Origin of the sequence: Pseudoalteromonas sp. CF6-2, assembly GCF_021729425.1 — a bacterium.
Classification (GTDB): domain Bacteria; phylum Pseudomonadota; class Gammaproteobacteria; order Enterobacterales; family Alteromonadaceae; genus Pseudoalteromonas; species Pseudoalteromonas arabiensis.
In genome coordinates this window covers 1,481,377-1,495,000 of the sequence record NZ_CP091442.1, presented here as the reverse complement: position 1 = coordinate 1,495,000, position 13,624 = coordinate 1,481,377, and the positions used below count along the sequence as shown (strand labels likewise).

Sequence of the window (13,624 nt, the reverse complement as noted above, 5' to 3'; positions counted from 1 at the left end):
AAGGATAATAATCACTGTGTTTGTTGCTAATAAGATTGTACGGCAGTCAGCATATCCATCACTACGTCATTATCAAAGTCGATCAACGCTGTCTTAGCATCACCAATAGCCTGTTCTGATTTATCGAAAACAGTCGAAACTTTTTCAACTAACACATTAACTTCATGAATTTTAAGTACGTCATTAATGTTCGACATATTAATTGCGATAGGAATAAGCACTAATGAAATTGCTAAGCAAACCCCAAACACTGCACCAACGCAAAACTGATTTAAGCCCCGTTTAAATTGCTCCATTATCTTTCCTTGATCCTATTTATTGAATCAGTAGAACTTAAAAAAGACTTAGGAAACTATAGAGCTATTTTGGCAATAAAAAAATAATTAGATGAGATTGTTAAAAGAAATATAAAAGAGGTATTTTATATAAATGGTGCCCGGGGCCGGACTTGAACCGGCACGTCCTTACGAACGAGGGATTTTAAATCCCTTGTGTCTACCAATTCCACCACCCGGGCATCGGGTTGCTCATATGAGCGTGTGGAGTATTATATGGAGGCGGAACCCGGAGTCGAACCGAGGTAGACGGATTTGCAATCCGCTGCATGGCCACTCTGCCATTCCGCCTTATCGCTTCCAAATAATTGGAGCGGCACACGAGGCTCGAACTCGTGACCTCAACCTTGGCAAGGTTGCGCTCTACCAACTGAGCTAGTGCCGCAAATTTTTTTCTGTCAGTATTTCGTCCGTTTGTGCACAACCTTGAGGTTGCGGTAATAACGTTCTGGCAACTGAGCTAGTGCCGCAAATTTTTTCTTCATCCATAAACTATTTAAGTTTAAATGGTGCCCGGGGCCGGACTTGAACCGGCACGTCCTTACGAACGAGGGATTTTAAATCCCTTGTGTCTACCAATTCCACCACCCGGGCATCGGGTTTGCTATTTAAAGCAAGTGGATAAAGCTAATATGGAGCGGCACACGAGGCTCGAACTCGTGACCTCAACCTTGGCAAGGTTGCGCTCTACCAACTGAGCTAGTGCCGCATCATATTAACTCTAAGGTTAAATCTAAAAAATTTTAAAACTACACTTGGTGTTGCAGTTAACCACAAATGGTGCCCGGGGCCGGACTTGAACCGGCACGTCCTTACGAACGAGGGATTTTAAATCCCTTGTGTCTACCAATTCCACCACCCGGGCATCGGGTTGCTCTTAGAGCGCGTGGAGTGTTGAATGGAGGCGGAACCCGGAGTCGAACCGAGGTGGACGGATTTGCAATCCGCTGCATGGCCACTCTGCCATTCCGCCAAGCTAGATAATTGGAGCGGCACACGAGGCTCGAACTCGTGACCTCAACCTTGGCAAGGTTGCGCTCTACCAACTGAGCTAGTGCCGCTTTCTTTATCTTGGGGGCTATGCCCTCTCAACACGGACGCATTCTACAGAGATTATTAAACGCGTCAATATAAAAAATGCCAGTTTTGAACTGTTTGCTTATTTTTTATCTAAAACGGTGTGTAATTAGACGTTTAGGATCAATTTTTGGTCAACTCTGACCACGCAGCCATCAAATATTGCAACATAGAACTAAGCGTTAACAGTGTCGCAATATATAAAAGCCCATAACTTAAGTAGATCATCCAAGTGTCAAATTGCCAAATTAAGCCAATAATCGCTAGCATTTGTGCGGCGGTCTTGAATTTGCCCATATTTGATACGGCCACGTTGTCGCGTTTACCCTGCTCGGCCATCCATTCACGCAGTGCAGAAATAACAATTTCACGACTGATAATAACAAGTGCAGGTATTGTCATATATAAGCTCTGATAGTGACTAGAAAGCGCTACAAGTGCTGCGCAAACCATTACTTTATCGGCAACAGGATCTAAGAAAGCACCAAAGGGTGTTGACTGATCAAGTCGACGAGCTAAGTAGCCATCAAGAATATCAGTGATTGACGCAAGCCAGAATACAAATGCCGCTGCGAAAAACGCCCATGAGAATGGCAAATAAAAAATCACCAAAAAAATAGGGATTAGAAAAAGTCTAAAGGTTGTGAGTGTGTTTGGAATATTCCACATAACTACTTGGAGATGTCTTTTTTTCTATATTCGCATGAAGGCTACGCCTTGTCATGCAAATGATTAAATATCTTCTCAGCCATTTCAGGGCTGATCCCAGGAACTTGTTTTAATTGTTCTATATTAGCAGCTTTTACCCCTTGCATGCCCCCTAAATATTTTAAAATTGATTGACGACGCTTTTGCCCTACCCCAGAAATCTCTTCGAGTAGTGATTGAGTTCGCTGTTTTTGTCTTTTATTACGGTGACCTGCAATAGCAAAACGGTGTGATTCATCACGAATATGTTGAATTAAATGAAGAGCTGGCGCATCTGAATCAAGTGGAATTGTTTTGCGTCCTCCATCTATGAGTAAAGTTTCTAACCCTGGTTTTCGGCTAGTCCCTTTTGCGACACCCACTAACAGTGGCATTTTATTATGCGGCCACGTTTCAAAATACTGTTCAGCACGAGACAGTTGACCTTTACCACCATCGATGAAAATAACATCGGGTATTTTTTCTTCGTCGACTACTTTGTTGTAGCGCTTATTTAATGCGAACTCCATGGCGGCATAGTCATCTCCACCAGTAATCCCCGTAACATTAAAACGGCGATACTCTTTATTATTAGGTCCTTGCGAATCAAACACAACACAACTAGCAACCGTGTTTTCACCCATTGTATGACTGATATCAAAACATTCCATGCGATTAATATCATCAAGACGTAGCGTTTCTTTTAATTGCGCATAGCGTTTATTAATTGAGTCTTGGGTACTTTGTTTTACACTGATGCTATTTAATGCATTTTTGTTAGCTAGCTTTAGATACTGTGCCCGCTCACCTCGATTAGCAACTTTTAAACTGACTTTACGCTCTGAAATAGCCGTAAGTGCCTCACTTAAAGGCTCACCCTCTTCAATACTAAACGGTAATATAATTTCTTTGGCGATACGCCCTGTTGCACCGGGCGCTAAATAATACTGGCCTAAGAAAGAAGTCAAAATTTCTTCTTGCCCTGAATCCTTTGGCACTTTCGGAAAGTAGGTTTTACTGCCCAGCACTTTATGGTCGCGGATCATTAATAAGTGAACTGCATTTAAACCATTCAGATGAGCAAAGCCCACAACATCCATTTCAGCATGATTACCTGAAATAGATTGTTGTTCCTGCATTTTTCTAAGTAGCATTATTTGATCGCGCACTTTTGCAGCTAATTCAAATTTCAGCTCTTTACTGGCTTGCTCCATCTTGGCAATTAAATCAGCAATAACTTCATGTGATTTACCCAGTAAGAATTTACGAACAAAATCAACTTCTTGCTTGTATTCTTCATCTGAAACTTTATTGACACAGGGTGCAGAACAACGCTTCAATTGGTATTGAAGGCAAGGACGACTTCTAGCTCGATAATAAGCATCTTCACATTGGCGAACAGGGAAGATCTTTTGCATTAACCGCAAGCTTTCGGATACGGCACCTGCACTGGGAAAAGGCCCAAAATACTCACCTTTAATTTTGCGACTACCGCGGTGAAAAGCTAAGCGTGGATGTTTATGATCAGTCAGTAAAATATATGGATATGATTTATCATCTCGCAGTAAAATATTGTAGCGAGGCTGGTATTTTTTTATTAGATTATTTTCAAGTAATAGAGCTTCGGTTTCGGTATTAGTTAGAGTGACTTCAATACCACAAATATTACTTACTAAGACACGGGTTTTACTATCAGTAACATTACTGCGGAAATAACTACTGACACGCTTTTTTAGGCTTTTAGCCTTCCCTACATAAATTACTTGCCCTTCATTATCAAGCATCCTGTAGACACCAGGTTCGCTTGATAATGTTTTAAGAAAGCGGGCAGAATCGAAATCAGACATTGAGCAAATTAATGCGAACTATCAATATCGATCATTTTATGGCGGATCGCTAAATGAGTTAGCTCTACATCACCACCCACATTGAGCTTTTCAAACATGCGGTAGCGATAACTATTCACTGTTTTTGAACTGAGGTTAAGACGGTCAGCGATATCTTGCGCTTTTTCACCTTTAGTGATCATTAACATAATCTGTAACTCACGCTCAGATAAACTCTGAAACGGGTTTTCATCTGTTCGACCACTAACCTGTGCAAGTGCAATTTGCTGTGCTATTTCTGGTGCAATATAACGTTGACCTGCATTTACAGCACGAATCGCATTCACCATTTCATCTGAGCCTGCCCCTTTGGTTAGATAACCATGAGCACCTATCTGCATCACTTTGCTAGGAAATGGGTCTTCGCAATGCACAGTAAGCACGATTATTTTTACATCTGGGCAATAACGACAGATTTTCTTCGTTGCTTCTAACCCGCCTATACCTGGCATATTCATGTCCATTAACACTATATCAGGTGAATTTTGACGGCAAAACTGTACTGCTTCTTCACCGGTTTTAGCTTCACCAACCACTTTAAAACCACGAACATCATCAAGTATACGTCTGATCCCTGTCCGTACAAGTTCATGGTCATCAACTAAAAGTACATTAATCAATGGAACACCCTCGAATAACCCAAATATATGCTTTCGCACAATTTAATGTGCCACATTAGCACAGAAACAGCGAAACGATAAATCAAATATCGTCTCGCAAATTAATTTTATGACGAGGCTTTCTCGCTAAAGCGATCAACCCACAATGCAATAATACCATCGCCTGTAACATTACAAGCAGTACCAAAGCTATCTTGCGCTAAATATAGTGCAATCATTAATGCAACAGCGCCTTCATTGAAGCCAAGCATACTGGTTAAAAGCCCCAATGCTGACATAACTGCGCCACCAGGTGCACCCGGTGCTGCAATCATGACGACACCTAACATCATAATAAATGGCAACATGCCGAATAATGATGGCACATCCATATTTGGTGACAAAAACATAACGGCTAATGCGCAAGTAACTATCGTAATAGTTGAGCCTGATAAATGGATGGTTGCACATAATGGTACAGTAAAGTTTGCAACATCTTCTTTTACATTATTTGCTTTGCTCGCACGTAATGAAACTGGGATCGTTGCAGCACTCGACATTGTCCCTAAAGCAGTAAAATAAGCTGGAAGCATATTTTTTACAAGTTCTATTGGATTACGTTTTAATAAAAGACCCGTACTAACATATAAAACTGTTAACCATAACCAGTGCATAATCAGTGCGGCAAGTAAGACAATACCAAACGTTTGTAGTGTATCAACGACTGTACCCGCAACGGTCATTTCAGCAAAGACCCCTGCAATATAAAAAGGAAGCGCAGGGATAATAACTTTTGCTAACAAGCCATCAATTACATCGCGTCCTTGGTCCGACACTTTTTTTAATGTATCAAGTTGCAGTTGACTCATGCCAATACCAAACACAAATGCTGTAGCCAAGGCTGTCATAACCCCCATAAGAGGAGGAATTTCTAAATCGATAAAGCTTCCTACTTCAGTCGCAATTTCAGCTTCGTAGGTTAAGCCACCGTCAAACAACGGGATAATCGTACTAACCAGTAAGAAAGCAAGTGTGCCCGCAATAATAGTCGAGCCATAAGCAAACCCTACTGTTTTACCAAGCAAGTGACCTGAGCCCTTTGGTAAGCCTGCAATACCTGATGCAATAAAGAATAAAATGATCAACGGTATCGTAAAGGTAATCAACTGACCTATTATTTCTTTTATTGTATAAAGGAGTTCAACACCTGTTAATGGCACATATAGTCCCACTAAGATACCAGCAACAATGCCAGCAATTAACTTTAGAATTAAATTCATAACGATCACTTCAATTTTTAGGTGGTAATCTTTTACCACGTTTTGATTTACTTTTGTTATAAAACAGCCAAATTTACGTTTGATTGCGCAATTTACCATCACAACTGACAAGAATCTAATTTGAAAATTGATCTCAGTTATAATTATTGCATTAAATACATGCCGAGTGATTACCTTTTTGAAGAAGCCGAACACATCACTCACTTAATTCTTTAAGCGTAAAAACTCCCCCGACTATGTGGCAGCTCTGATGATTTTTGGCTTATTCCTAAAAGCTATAAGCCTATTCGCTATATGTTATAGCCAAACTTTACTTTCGTTTTTTATTTGGCGAAGTAAAGTGTGACTATTACAGATCGGTAGCCTAAGCTATTTGATCACGATTGATAAATTGCTTCCAAGGGAACACTATGTCTAACATTTTTGAAGATAATTCATTAACGATTGGCAATACGCCAATTGTAAAGCTTAATCGCGTTACCTCAGGTAATGTTTTCGCTAAAGTAGAATCTCGTAACCCAAGCTTCAGTGTTAAATGCCGCATTGGCGCTTCAATGATCTGGGAAGCAGAAAAGTCAGGTGTTTTAACGAAAGAAAAAGAGTTAATCGAACCAACATCTGGTAACACAGGTATTGCTCTTGCCTTTGTTGCAGCTTCTCGTGGTTATAAATTGACACTGACTATGCCCAATACGATGAGCTTAGAGCGTCGTAAACTATTAAAAGCTTTAGGCGCCAACTTAGTCTTAACAGATGGCGCTAAAGGCATGAATGGCGCTATTGAAAAAGCAAAAGAAATTCAAGCAAGTGAGCCTGAAAAATACATTCTTTTACAACAATTCGAAAACCCAGCTAACCCGAAAATTCACTTTGAAACAACGGGTCCTGAAATCTTCGAAGCAATGGATGGTAAAATCGACATTTTCGTAGCTGGTGTAGGCACGGGCGGTACTATTACAGGTGTAAGCCGCTACCTTAAACTAGAAAAAGGTTTAAATGTTCAATCTGTTGCTGTTGAGCCAACAAACTCACCTGTTATTAGCCAAACTCTAGCAGGTGAAGAAATCAAACCAGGTCCTCACAAAATTCAAGGTATCGGTGCCGGCTTTATCCCAGGTAACTTAGACCTAGAAGTTGTTGACGCTGCTGAGCAAGTATCAAATGAAGATGCGATTGCAATGGCGCATGAGTTAATGAAAAATGAAGGTATCTTGGTAGGTATTTCATCTGGTGCAGCAGTTGTTGCGGCAAAACGACTTGCAGAAAAACCTGAAAATGCAGGTAAGAATATTGTGGTAATTTTACCAAGTGCGACAGAGCGTTATTTATCAAGCCCATTATTTGCTGAAGAATTCAGTGACAAAGAGCTTGTTCAATAAATAGCTTAATTAAGATAAAAAAGGATGCATATTGCATCCTTTTTTATTATAAAATAAAAATAAACCAACCTAAAACACCTAACCACCTTTACAAGAAAGTTATTTAGTCACACACTAAAGGCAAATTATATTTTTTAAACTATGAACAATGAAAAAAATACTTTTTATTTGTGCCCTGCTAAGCAGTGTTTTACTACTCGGATGCGGACCTGAAGATGCCCCGAAAGGTGAAAAGAATACCCCAGGAGTAACGGCGACGCTCTTCTTTGACGCTTTATATAATAAACAAGATTTAAACTTAGCGACCCAATATGCAACGCCAAAGATGGCGCGAATTATGAAATCTTATGGTACCGCTAACCAGTTTGCCCGTAATTTGGTTAATATGCAGTACGATGAAGTCGTGATCGAAGTCGACATGACGAATATGAGTTTGCGAGAGCAGTACGGTGATAAAGCCAATATCAATCTTATTTTTACTGGCTACTTCAATGGCAAAAAAATTGATGATATGCGTAGTGTTAAAATGATACGTAAAAAAGGTGATTGGTATATTGAAAAAATTAACCCCGACCCTTTTGCTAGATAAGTGCAGACAAAAAAGCCTTGCTAAGCAAGGCTTTTTAATGCGTTGATTAGAGTTCACCAGGCGCGAAATTATCCACAGCGATTGCTTGCTTACGTAGCGCATTCGCTTCACTCATACGCTCAGCGACGGTTGCATTAATTAAGTTTTTCTCAGCAGCTTCAACGATAGCATCTTCAAGCTCTAGATTACGGGAAATCGAGCCTTCTTTTTGCCATTTTCGTAATTGTTTAAAGTCTTCCTGCGTATCTATCATGGCTAAGAAAGCATTTTCCATTACACCAGTTCCCGCTTTATCGTCTACGTAGCATAAATGGGTCAATCTGTCCCTAAATACACCAGGGTTAGTCATGTGCTCACACATAGTCTGTGCTAGCTCATCACTTGGGCGATGGTAATGGTTACCCAATGGGAAAACGATACGCTTCAGTAAAAAGTTAACAATCGGGTTCGAAAAGTTTTTGAAAAAGCCGTCAAATGCTTGGCCAATACTATAAAGCGAATGTTCTACTGCATATTGAACAAACGGTAAATCGGCTTGTTGACGCCCTTCATCTTCGTAGCGTTTCAGAACGCATGAGGCAAGATATAAGTGGCTCAGCACATCGCCTAAACGCGCCGAAATCATCTCTTTGCGTTTTAACTCGCCACCTAATACCAACATAGCAACATCAGTACAAAATGCTAAGCCTCGACTCATTCGGCTCAACTGTTTGTAATAGTGACTTGTCACTCCACACACTGGAGATTTAGCAAAGTAACTGCGTGTTAAACCATGTACAAAAGCCATACCCGCATTGCTTGTTGCAAACAAAATATGCTGTAGCAGTAATGAGTCAAACTCTTTCAGTGCAAGGTCATGATCTTCCATGGCAGCGGCTGCCATTTCTTTTAAAACAAATGGGTGGCAACGAGTCGCACCTTGACCAAAAATCATCAAATTACGAGTAAGAATATTTGCCCCTTCAACGGTGATCGATACAGGGATCCCCATGTAACCATGGGCAAGATAGTTATTAGGACCTACTTGAATGCCCTTACCTGAATGAATATCCATGGCATCATTCATTACAGTGCGACCCATTTCTGTCATATGGTACTTAGCAATGGCTGTCACTACTGATGGACTCAGCTTTAAATCTATGGCGCCAGCGGTCATTAACCTTGCAGATTCAAGGGTGTATGTTAACCCACCGATACGCGCAAGCGCTTCTTGCACGCCTTCGAATTGGCCAATTGACACACCAAATTGTTGCCTTACGGTCGCATACGCCGATGTCATACGTGATGCAAGATGGCCTGTTGCAGTGCTGAGTGCCGGTAGCGAAATACCACGACCAGCGCTTAAGCATTCAACCAGCATGCGCCAACCTCGACCAGCCCCCTTTTCGCCACCAATGATCCAATCAAGCGGAATAAACACATCTTTACCATAGGTTGTGCCATTCATAAATGCCATATTGAGAGGATAATGACGCTCGCCCGTTTGCACACCTTCGTGATCAGTCGGAATAAGCGCACAGGTAATACCTAACTCTTTTTTATCGCCCAACAGACCATCAGGATCATACATCTTAAATGCAAGACCTAGCACTGTAGCAATTGGTGCAAGGGTAATGTAGCGTTTTGACCAATTAAGCTTTAAACCGATTACTTCTTCACCATTATGCATGCCCATGCAAACAACGCCAGTATCGGGAATACTACCGGCATCCGACCCTGCCTCTGGACCTGTTAACGCAAAACAAGGTACATCATCACCTTTAGCTAAGCTTGGTAACCAACGCTCTTGTTGCTCTTTAGTTCCGTAATGAAGCAGTAGCTCACCAGGGCCTAAACTGTTTGGTACCATTACGGTGACCGCAGCAGTTAAACTTTTAGTGGCAATTTTTGATACGATGGTCGAATTAGCAATGGCTGAAAATTCACGGCCACCAAATTCTTCAGGAATGATTAACGCAAAAAAGCCTTCTTTCTTTAAATATTCCCAGACTTCTTTTGGTAGGTCTTTATCTTTTTGGACAATTTGATAATCATCAAGCATAGCAAGTAACGTCTCAACCTGCTTACTCATAAATGCGCGCTCTTTATCACTGAGTTCAGGTTTAGGAAAACTATGTAGTTTCTGCCAGTCAGGGTTGCCACTAAATAGCTCACCATCCCACCACACGTCGCCCGCTTCCATGGCTTCACGTTCTGTTTGTGATAAGGGTGGCAATACTTTTTTAAACATACTAAACGTTGGTCGAGTGATCAGATTAATGCGAATATCTTTTACAGCAAAAATCACAATCACAGCAACCAGTAACAGAATGATTACGGTCGTCATTATGCAATCCTTTTATTTAAATTAACTGTCTTCAAGTATGACTGATCGTGCAATAAATACAACGTAAGCCACATCTCGTAAATTGTTCTCATCTACATAGTTTGTTGTTTATCAAGACGCTGCTATTATGCATGGGCAATAAATAACAATAAACTTCTAGGGAATGTTATGAAAAAGACTCCATTTAAACTCAGTATGAGCGCTCTCATGGTGGCCAGTGCACTTGCACTTTCAGGCTGTAATGATGACGCTACAAATACCAAAACAGCTACGGCTGAAATCAAAAAAAGTCAGGTGACACCGCAAGATGCTGCTAAATTTATCGCCGATACAGAAAAAGAGTTAAGTGCGCTTTATTTAGAAGCAAGTCGCGCTGAGTGGATTTATGCCAACTTCATCACGCACGATACTGCAGAGTTATCAGCTGAGGTTAATCGTAAGATGACCGAAGCTGTTGTTCGTCTTGCTAATGAAGCTGCAAAATTCGATAGTTTAGAACTGGATTACGATGCGCGTCGTAAGCTAGACAAGCTAAAACTAGCGCTAACTTTGCCTGCCCCACAGGATGCTGAAAAAACAGCAAAACTCTCACAGTTAGTTGCTGAACTAGGTGGTATTTATGGTAAAGGTAAGTACTGTAAAGAAGATGGTAGCTGCTTAAGCCTTGGCGAGATGACCGCAAAAATGGCGACAAGCCGCGACTACAATGAACTACTGGATTTATGGCAAGGTTGGCGCCAAGTTTCCAAACCGATGCGCCCACTTTATGAGCAGCAAGTTGCACTGACTAACGAAGGTGCTAAAGAGCTTGGCTATGCAGATACTGGTGCTATGTGGCGTAGTAAATACGATATGCCAGCGGATGATTTTGCAAAAGAGCTTGACCGTATTTGGGGTCAAGTTAAACCGCTTTATGATTCATTACATTGCCATGTTCGTGCCAAGCTCGGTGAAAAGTATGGCGAAGATAAGGTCCCTCAAGACCAACCAATTCCTGCGCATCTGTTAGGTAATATGTGGGCACAAACTTGGGGGAATATCTACGATGTAGTTGCGCCGGAAAATGCAGATCCTGGCTACGACGTAACAGAGTTATTAGCAAAACATGATTACGACGAACTGAAAATGGTGCGTGGCGCCGAGAAGTTCTTTACTTCAATGGGTTTTGCGCCATTACCAGACACTTTCTATGAACGCTCACTATTCACTAAACCACAAGATCGTGACGTACAGTGTCACGCTTCAGCATGGAATATAGATAGCAAAGATGACCTACGTATCAAGATGTGTATTCAGCGTACCGGTGAGGAATTTTCTGTTATTCACCACGAGTTAGGCCATAACTTCTACCAGCGCGCCTACAACACGCAACCTATTTATTATCAAGAAAGTGCGAACGATGGTTTCCATGAAGCCATTGGTGACACTATTGCGCTGTCTGTTACACCTGACTACTTAAAAGAAATTGGTTTATTAGACGAAGTGCCTGATGAATCAAAAGATATCGGTCTATTAATGAAAATGGCACTGGATAAAGTCGCCTTTATCCCATTTGGCTTATTAGTTGACCAATGGCGCTGGAAAGTATTCTCAGGTGAAGTAACACCCGAAAATTACAACAAAGCCTGGTGGGAACTACGTGAAAAATATCAAGGCGTTCAAGCGCCTATCGCACGTAGCGAAGCAGACTTCGATCCAGGTGCTAAGTATCACGTACCGGGTAACACCCCTTACACGCGTTATTTCTTAGCGCATATTTTACAATTCGACTTCCACAGAAGTTTATGTGAAATTGCTGGTAACAAAGAAGCGATTCATCGCTGTTCAGTGTATAACTCAAAAGAGGCTGGTGAAAAGCTGAATGCGATGTTAGCAATGGGTTCAAGTCGCCCATGGCAAGAAGCCCTTGCTACAATAACGGGGAAAGAAGAAATGGATGCAACAGCAATCTTAGATTACTTTGCGCCATTACAAAAATACCTTGATGAGCAAAATAAAGACCGTCAGTGCGGATGGTAAGATACTAAAAACTAAAAAGCCCGCATGATGCGGGCTTTTTTACAATCAAATTAATGATTAGAACTGTAAGCTTACGTTAGCAAAGTATGCATCGTAATCTGAGTCATCCCAGTTGTTACCGTAACCCGCTTTTAAGCCAACGTTTTTATTGAAGAAGTGTTGAGCACCAAAGCTGTAATCATCTTCTTTGTTAAACGTTACAAATACTGACGTTGCTTTAGAGAAATAGTAGTTAGAACCTAACTCCCATGAGCTACCGTTATCATCTGTATCAGAGATTGTACCTTCAACTGTAAGGTAGTTACCTTGTTGCAGATCTACGAAGTATTTAGCATTTACTGCGCGGTAATCAAACTCGTCATCAGCAGTTAAAGTAAAACCAATGTAATCAGTGCTGTTTAACTGGTGATTATACTTAAGATCAAACATCACTGAGTTGTCACCGTCTTCAACGTCAACGAAAGTCGCTTTTAATAATAAGTTTGGATTGAAGAAGTAACCAGCAGAAACGTTAAATACATCTGTGCTTGAACCAAAATCTGAGTCATAGTTGTTGTAACCAGCGCCGAATACAAAATCTTCTACAAAGTACTCACCACCTAAGCCTAATACATCACCAAAATCATCGTCTGAATAAGCACCATAAACGTTAGTCGTTTTGTTGATGTACTCAAACTGGTCGTAAGGACCCATAGTGTTCTTTGGTGCAAAGTAATAAATTGAATCAACACTTACTGTGTCATTGCCATCGGTGTCCGTATACCCTAAGTGGCTGATTGATTGATAACTGTCCGCAGCAGTCGCGGCAGTTGAAAGAAGCATACTCGAAATAATAACTGCTAACTTTTTCATAAACAGATTTCCCTATAAACATTGTTTTAATTGCTACAAAACTAGCCAAATGGCTAAGTTGGGCACATGCTAACGCGAGAAAACTGAACGGGAACTTAACTAACTCCTTGTTTTTAATCAACTAATTGTAATAAATTGTCGGCAAATGTAAAGAAAAAGTTGGCCCGAATTTTCAATTCAACACCAACTATATTATAAATCACTTTATTTTCAATGCATTATAATGAAAACTCACTAATTATTCTATAAACCTCATTAATGTTATCACCTGCTTTGAAGTCTTTGCTGATCGGAGTAGGATCTGACCCTACCCAGATTTTCAGCTCTGCATCTAAATCAAAATGCCCCGCGCTTTCTTTACTAAATTTAGTAATTTTTGAGTAAGCAATACTTAGCATTTCCACTTTAGACCCCGTAACACCTTGTTTATCAATAATAATCAATCTTTTATTGGTGAAGATAAACATATCACGGATAACCTTATAGGCCTTTTGCACTGTTTCACCCGCGATAAGCGTGTTGGCAAGTAATTCTTCTAGATCATCATTATCAACTTCGCTAGCATTACCCATTAATCCACTTAGTAAACCCATAA

At 40.8% G+C, this 13,624-nt stretch carries 11 protein-coding genes and 8 tRNA genes; 3 read left to right on the top strand and 16 right to left on the bottom strand.

The genetic code is table 11. The features are described 5' to 3' along the window. Positions 1-26 precede the first annotated feature (26 nt). The 13 genes from L3Q70_RS06940 to L3Q70_RS06880 all read right to left on the bottom strand — a co-directional run bounded on the left by L3Q70_RS06940 (position 27) and on the right by L3Q70_RS06880 (position 5,864). The gene (locus L3Q70_RS06940) at positions 27-296 is read right to left on the bottom strand and encodes a hypothetical protein (RefSeq protein ID WP_237115122.1); all 270 of its coding nucleotides are present in this window, start codon (positions 294-296) and stop codon (positions 27-29) included. Positions 297-430: 134 nt separating this feature from the next. Next, positions 431-517 (bottom strand) — tRNA-Leu (locus L3Q70_RS06935). Between the two features lie 35 nt (positions 518-552). Further along, positions 553-626: transfer RNA gene (locus L3Q70_RS06930), tRNA-Cys, on the bottom strand. Positions 627-644: 18 nt separating this feature from the next. After that, positions 645-720 (bottom strand) — tRNA-Gly (locus tag L3Q70_RS06925). A 122-nt stretch (positions 721-842) separates the two neighbouring features. Next, positions 843-929: transfer RNA gene (locus L3Q70_RS06920), tRNA-Leu, on the bottom strand. A gap of 39 nt (positions 930-968) precedes the next feature. Beyond that, positions 969-1,044, bottom strand: a tRNA-Gly gene (locus L3Q70_RS06915). Positions 1,045-1,113: 69 nt separating this feature from the next. Then, positions 1,114-1,200 (bottom strand) — tRNA-Leu (locus tag L3Q70_RS06910). A 34-nt stretch (positions 1,201-1,234) separates the two neighbouring features. Continuing rightward, a tRNA-Cys gene (locus L3Q70_RS06905) sits at positions 1,235-1,308 on the bottom strand. Positions 1,309-1,320: 12 nt separating this feature from the next. After that, positions 1,321-1,396 (bottom strand) — tRNA-Gly (locus L3Q70_RS06900). A 139-nt stretch (positions 1,397-1,535) separates the two neighbouring features. Beyond that, complete coding sequence (pgsA, locus tag L3Q70_RS06895; RefSeq protein WP_062570777.1) at positions 1,536-2,081, bottom strand: CDP-diacylglycerol--glycerol-3-phosphate 3-phosphatidyltransferase; 546 nt, start codon at positions 2,079-2,081, stop codon at positions 1,536-1,538. 41 nt (positions 2,082-2,122) lie between these two features. Beyond that, a complete protein-coding gene (gene uvrC, locus L3Q70_RS06890) occupies positions 2,123-3,946 on the bottom strand; it encodes an excinuclease ABC subunit UvrC (RefSeq protein WP_062570776.1) in 1,824 nt (607 codons plus the stop codon). Positions 3,947-3,954: 8 nt separating this feature from the next. After that, positions 3,955-4,605 (bottom strand): UvrY/SirA/GacA family response regulator transcription factor, encoded by a 651-nt coding sequence (uvrY, locus tag L3Q70_RS06885; protein WP_062570775.1) that lies wholly within the window; start codon positions 4,603-4,605, stop codon positions 3,955-3,957. Between the two features lie 107 nt (positions 4,606-4,712). Then, entirely contained in the window at positions 4,713-5,864 is a 1,152-nt protein-coding gene (locus L3Q70_RS06880; protein ID WP_062570812.1) for a dicarboxylate/amino acid:cation symporter, read from the bottom strand. A gap of 410 nt (positions 5,865-6,274) precedes the next feature. Between L3Q70_RS06880 and cysK the strand changes: the two genes are divergently transcribed. Continuing rightward, on the top strand, positions 6,275-7,243 hold the full coding sequence (cysK, locus tag L3Q70_RS06875) for a cysteine synthase A (protein ID WP_062570774.1): 969 nt from the start codon (positions 6,275-6,277) through the stop codon (positions 7,241-7,243). Between the two features lie 148 nt (positions 7,244-7,391). After that, the gene (locus tag L3Q70_RS06870) at positions 7,392-7,832 is read left to right on the top strand and encodes a hypothetical protein (RefSeq protein ID WP_130151447.1); all 441 of its coding nucleotides are present in this window, start codon (positions 7,392-7,394) and stop codon (positions 7,830-7,832) included. A 46-nt stretch (positions 7,833-7,878) separates the two neighbouring features. Here the strand turns inward: L3Q70_RS06870 and L3Q70_RS06865 are convergent, their stop codons facing one another. Continuing rightward, entirely contained in the window at positions 7,879-10,158 is a 2,280-nt protein-coding gene (locus L3Q70_RS06865) for an acyl-CoA dehydrogenase (protein ID WP_237115121.1), read from the bottom strand. A 168-nt stretch (positions 10,159-10,326) separates the two neighbouring features. On the opposite strand from L3Q70_RS06865, the gene L3Q70_RS06860 reads away from it, so the two are divergent. Next, on the top strand, positions 10,327-12,177 hold the full coding sequence (locus L3Q70_RS06860; RefSeq protein ID WP_237115120.1) for a M2 family metallopeptidase: 1,851 nt from the start codon (positions 10,327-10,329) through the stop codon (positions 12,175-12,177). A 57-nt stretch (positions 12,178-12,234) separates the two neighbouring features. Here L3Q70_RS06860 and L3Q70_RS06855 read toward each other — a convergent pair whose 3' ends face one another. Together L3Q70_RS06855 and L3Q70_RS06850 are read right to left on the bottom strand one after the other, a co-directional pair. After that, entirely contained in the window at positions 12,235-13,029 is a 795-nt protein-coding gene (locus L3Q70_RS06855) for a putative porin (RefSeq protein ID WP_062570770.1), read from the bottom strand. 218 nt (positions 13,030-13,247) lie between these two features. Then, positions 13,248-13,622: a PH domain-containing protein gene (locus L3Q70_RS06850; protein ID WP_062570769.1), complete on the bottom strand. Its 375-nt coding sequence runs from the start codon at positions 13,620-13,622 to the stop codon at positions 13,248-13,250. Positions 13,623-13,624: the final 2 nt, after the last annotated feature.

Excerpts from the sequence above, each read along its gene's own strand:
- L3Q70_RS06880 (WP_062570812.1), bottom strand. The coding sequence starts at position 5,864 with ATGAATTTAATTCTAAAGTTAATTGCTGGCATTGTTGCTGGTATCTTA.
- pgsA (WP_062570777.1), bottom strand. The coding sequence starts at position 2,081 with ATGTGGAATATTCCAAACACACTCACAACCTTTAGACTTTTTCTAATC.
- L3Q70_RS06850 (WP_062570769.1), bottom strand. The coding sequence starts at position 13,622 with ATGGGTTTACTAAGTGGATTAATGGGTAATGCTAGCGAAGTTGATAAT.
- L3Q70_RS06940 (WP_237115122.1), bottom strand. The coding sequence starts at position 296 with ATGGAGCAATTTAAACGGGGCTTAAATCAGTTTTGCGTTGGTGCAGTG.
- cysK (WP_062570774.1), top strand. The coding sequence starts at position 6,275 with ATGTCTAACATTTTTGAAGATAATTCATTAACGATTGGCAATACGCCA.
- L3Q70_RS06870 (WP_130151447.1), top strand. The coding sequence starts at position 7,392 with ATGAAAAAAATACTTTTTATTTGTGCCCTGCTAAGCAGTGTTTTACTA.
- uvrC (WP_062570776.1), bottom strand. The coding sequence starts at position 3,946 with ATGTCTGATTTCGATTCTGCCCGCTTTCTTAAAACATTATCAAGCGAA.
- L3Q70_RS06865 (WP_237115121.1), bottom strand. The coding sequence starts at position 10,158 with ATGACGACCGTAATCATTCTGTTACTGGTTGCTGTGATTGTGATTTTT.
- L3Q70_RS06860 (WP_237115120.1), top strand. The coding sequence starts at position 10,327 with ATGAAAAAGACTCCATTTAAACTCAGTATGAGCGCTCTCATGGTGGCC.
- L3Q70_RS06855 (WP_062570770.1), bottom strand. The coding sequence starts at position 13,029 with ATGAAAAAGTTAGCAGTTATTATTTCGAGTATGCTTCTTTCAACTGCC.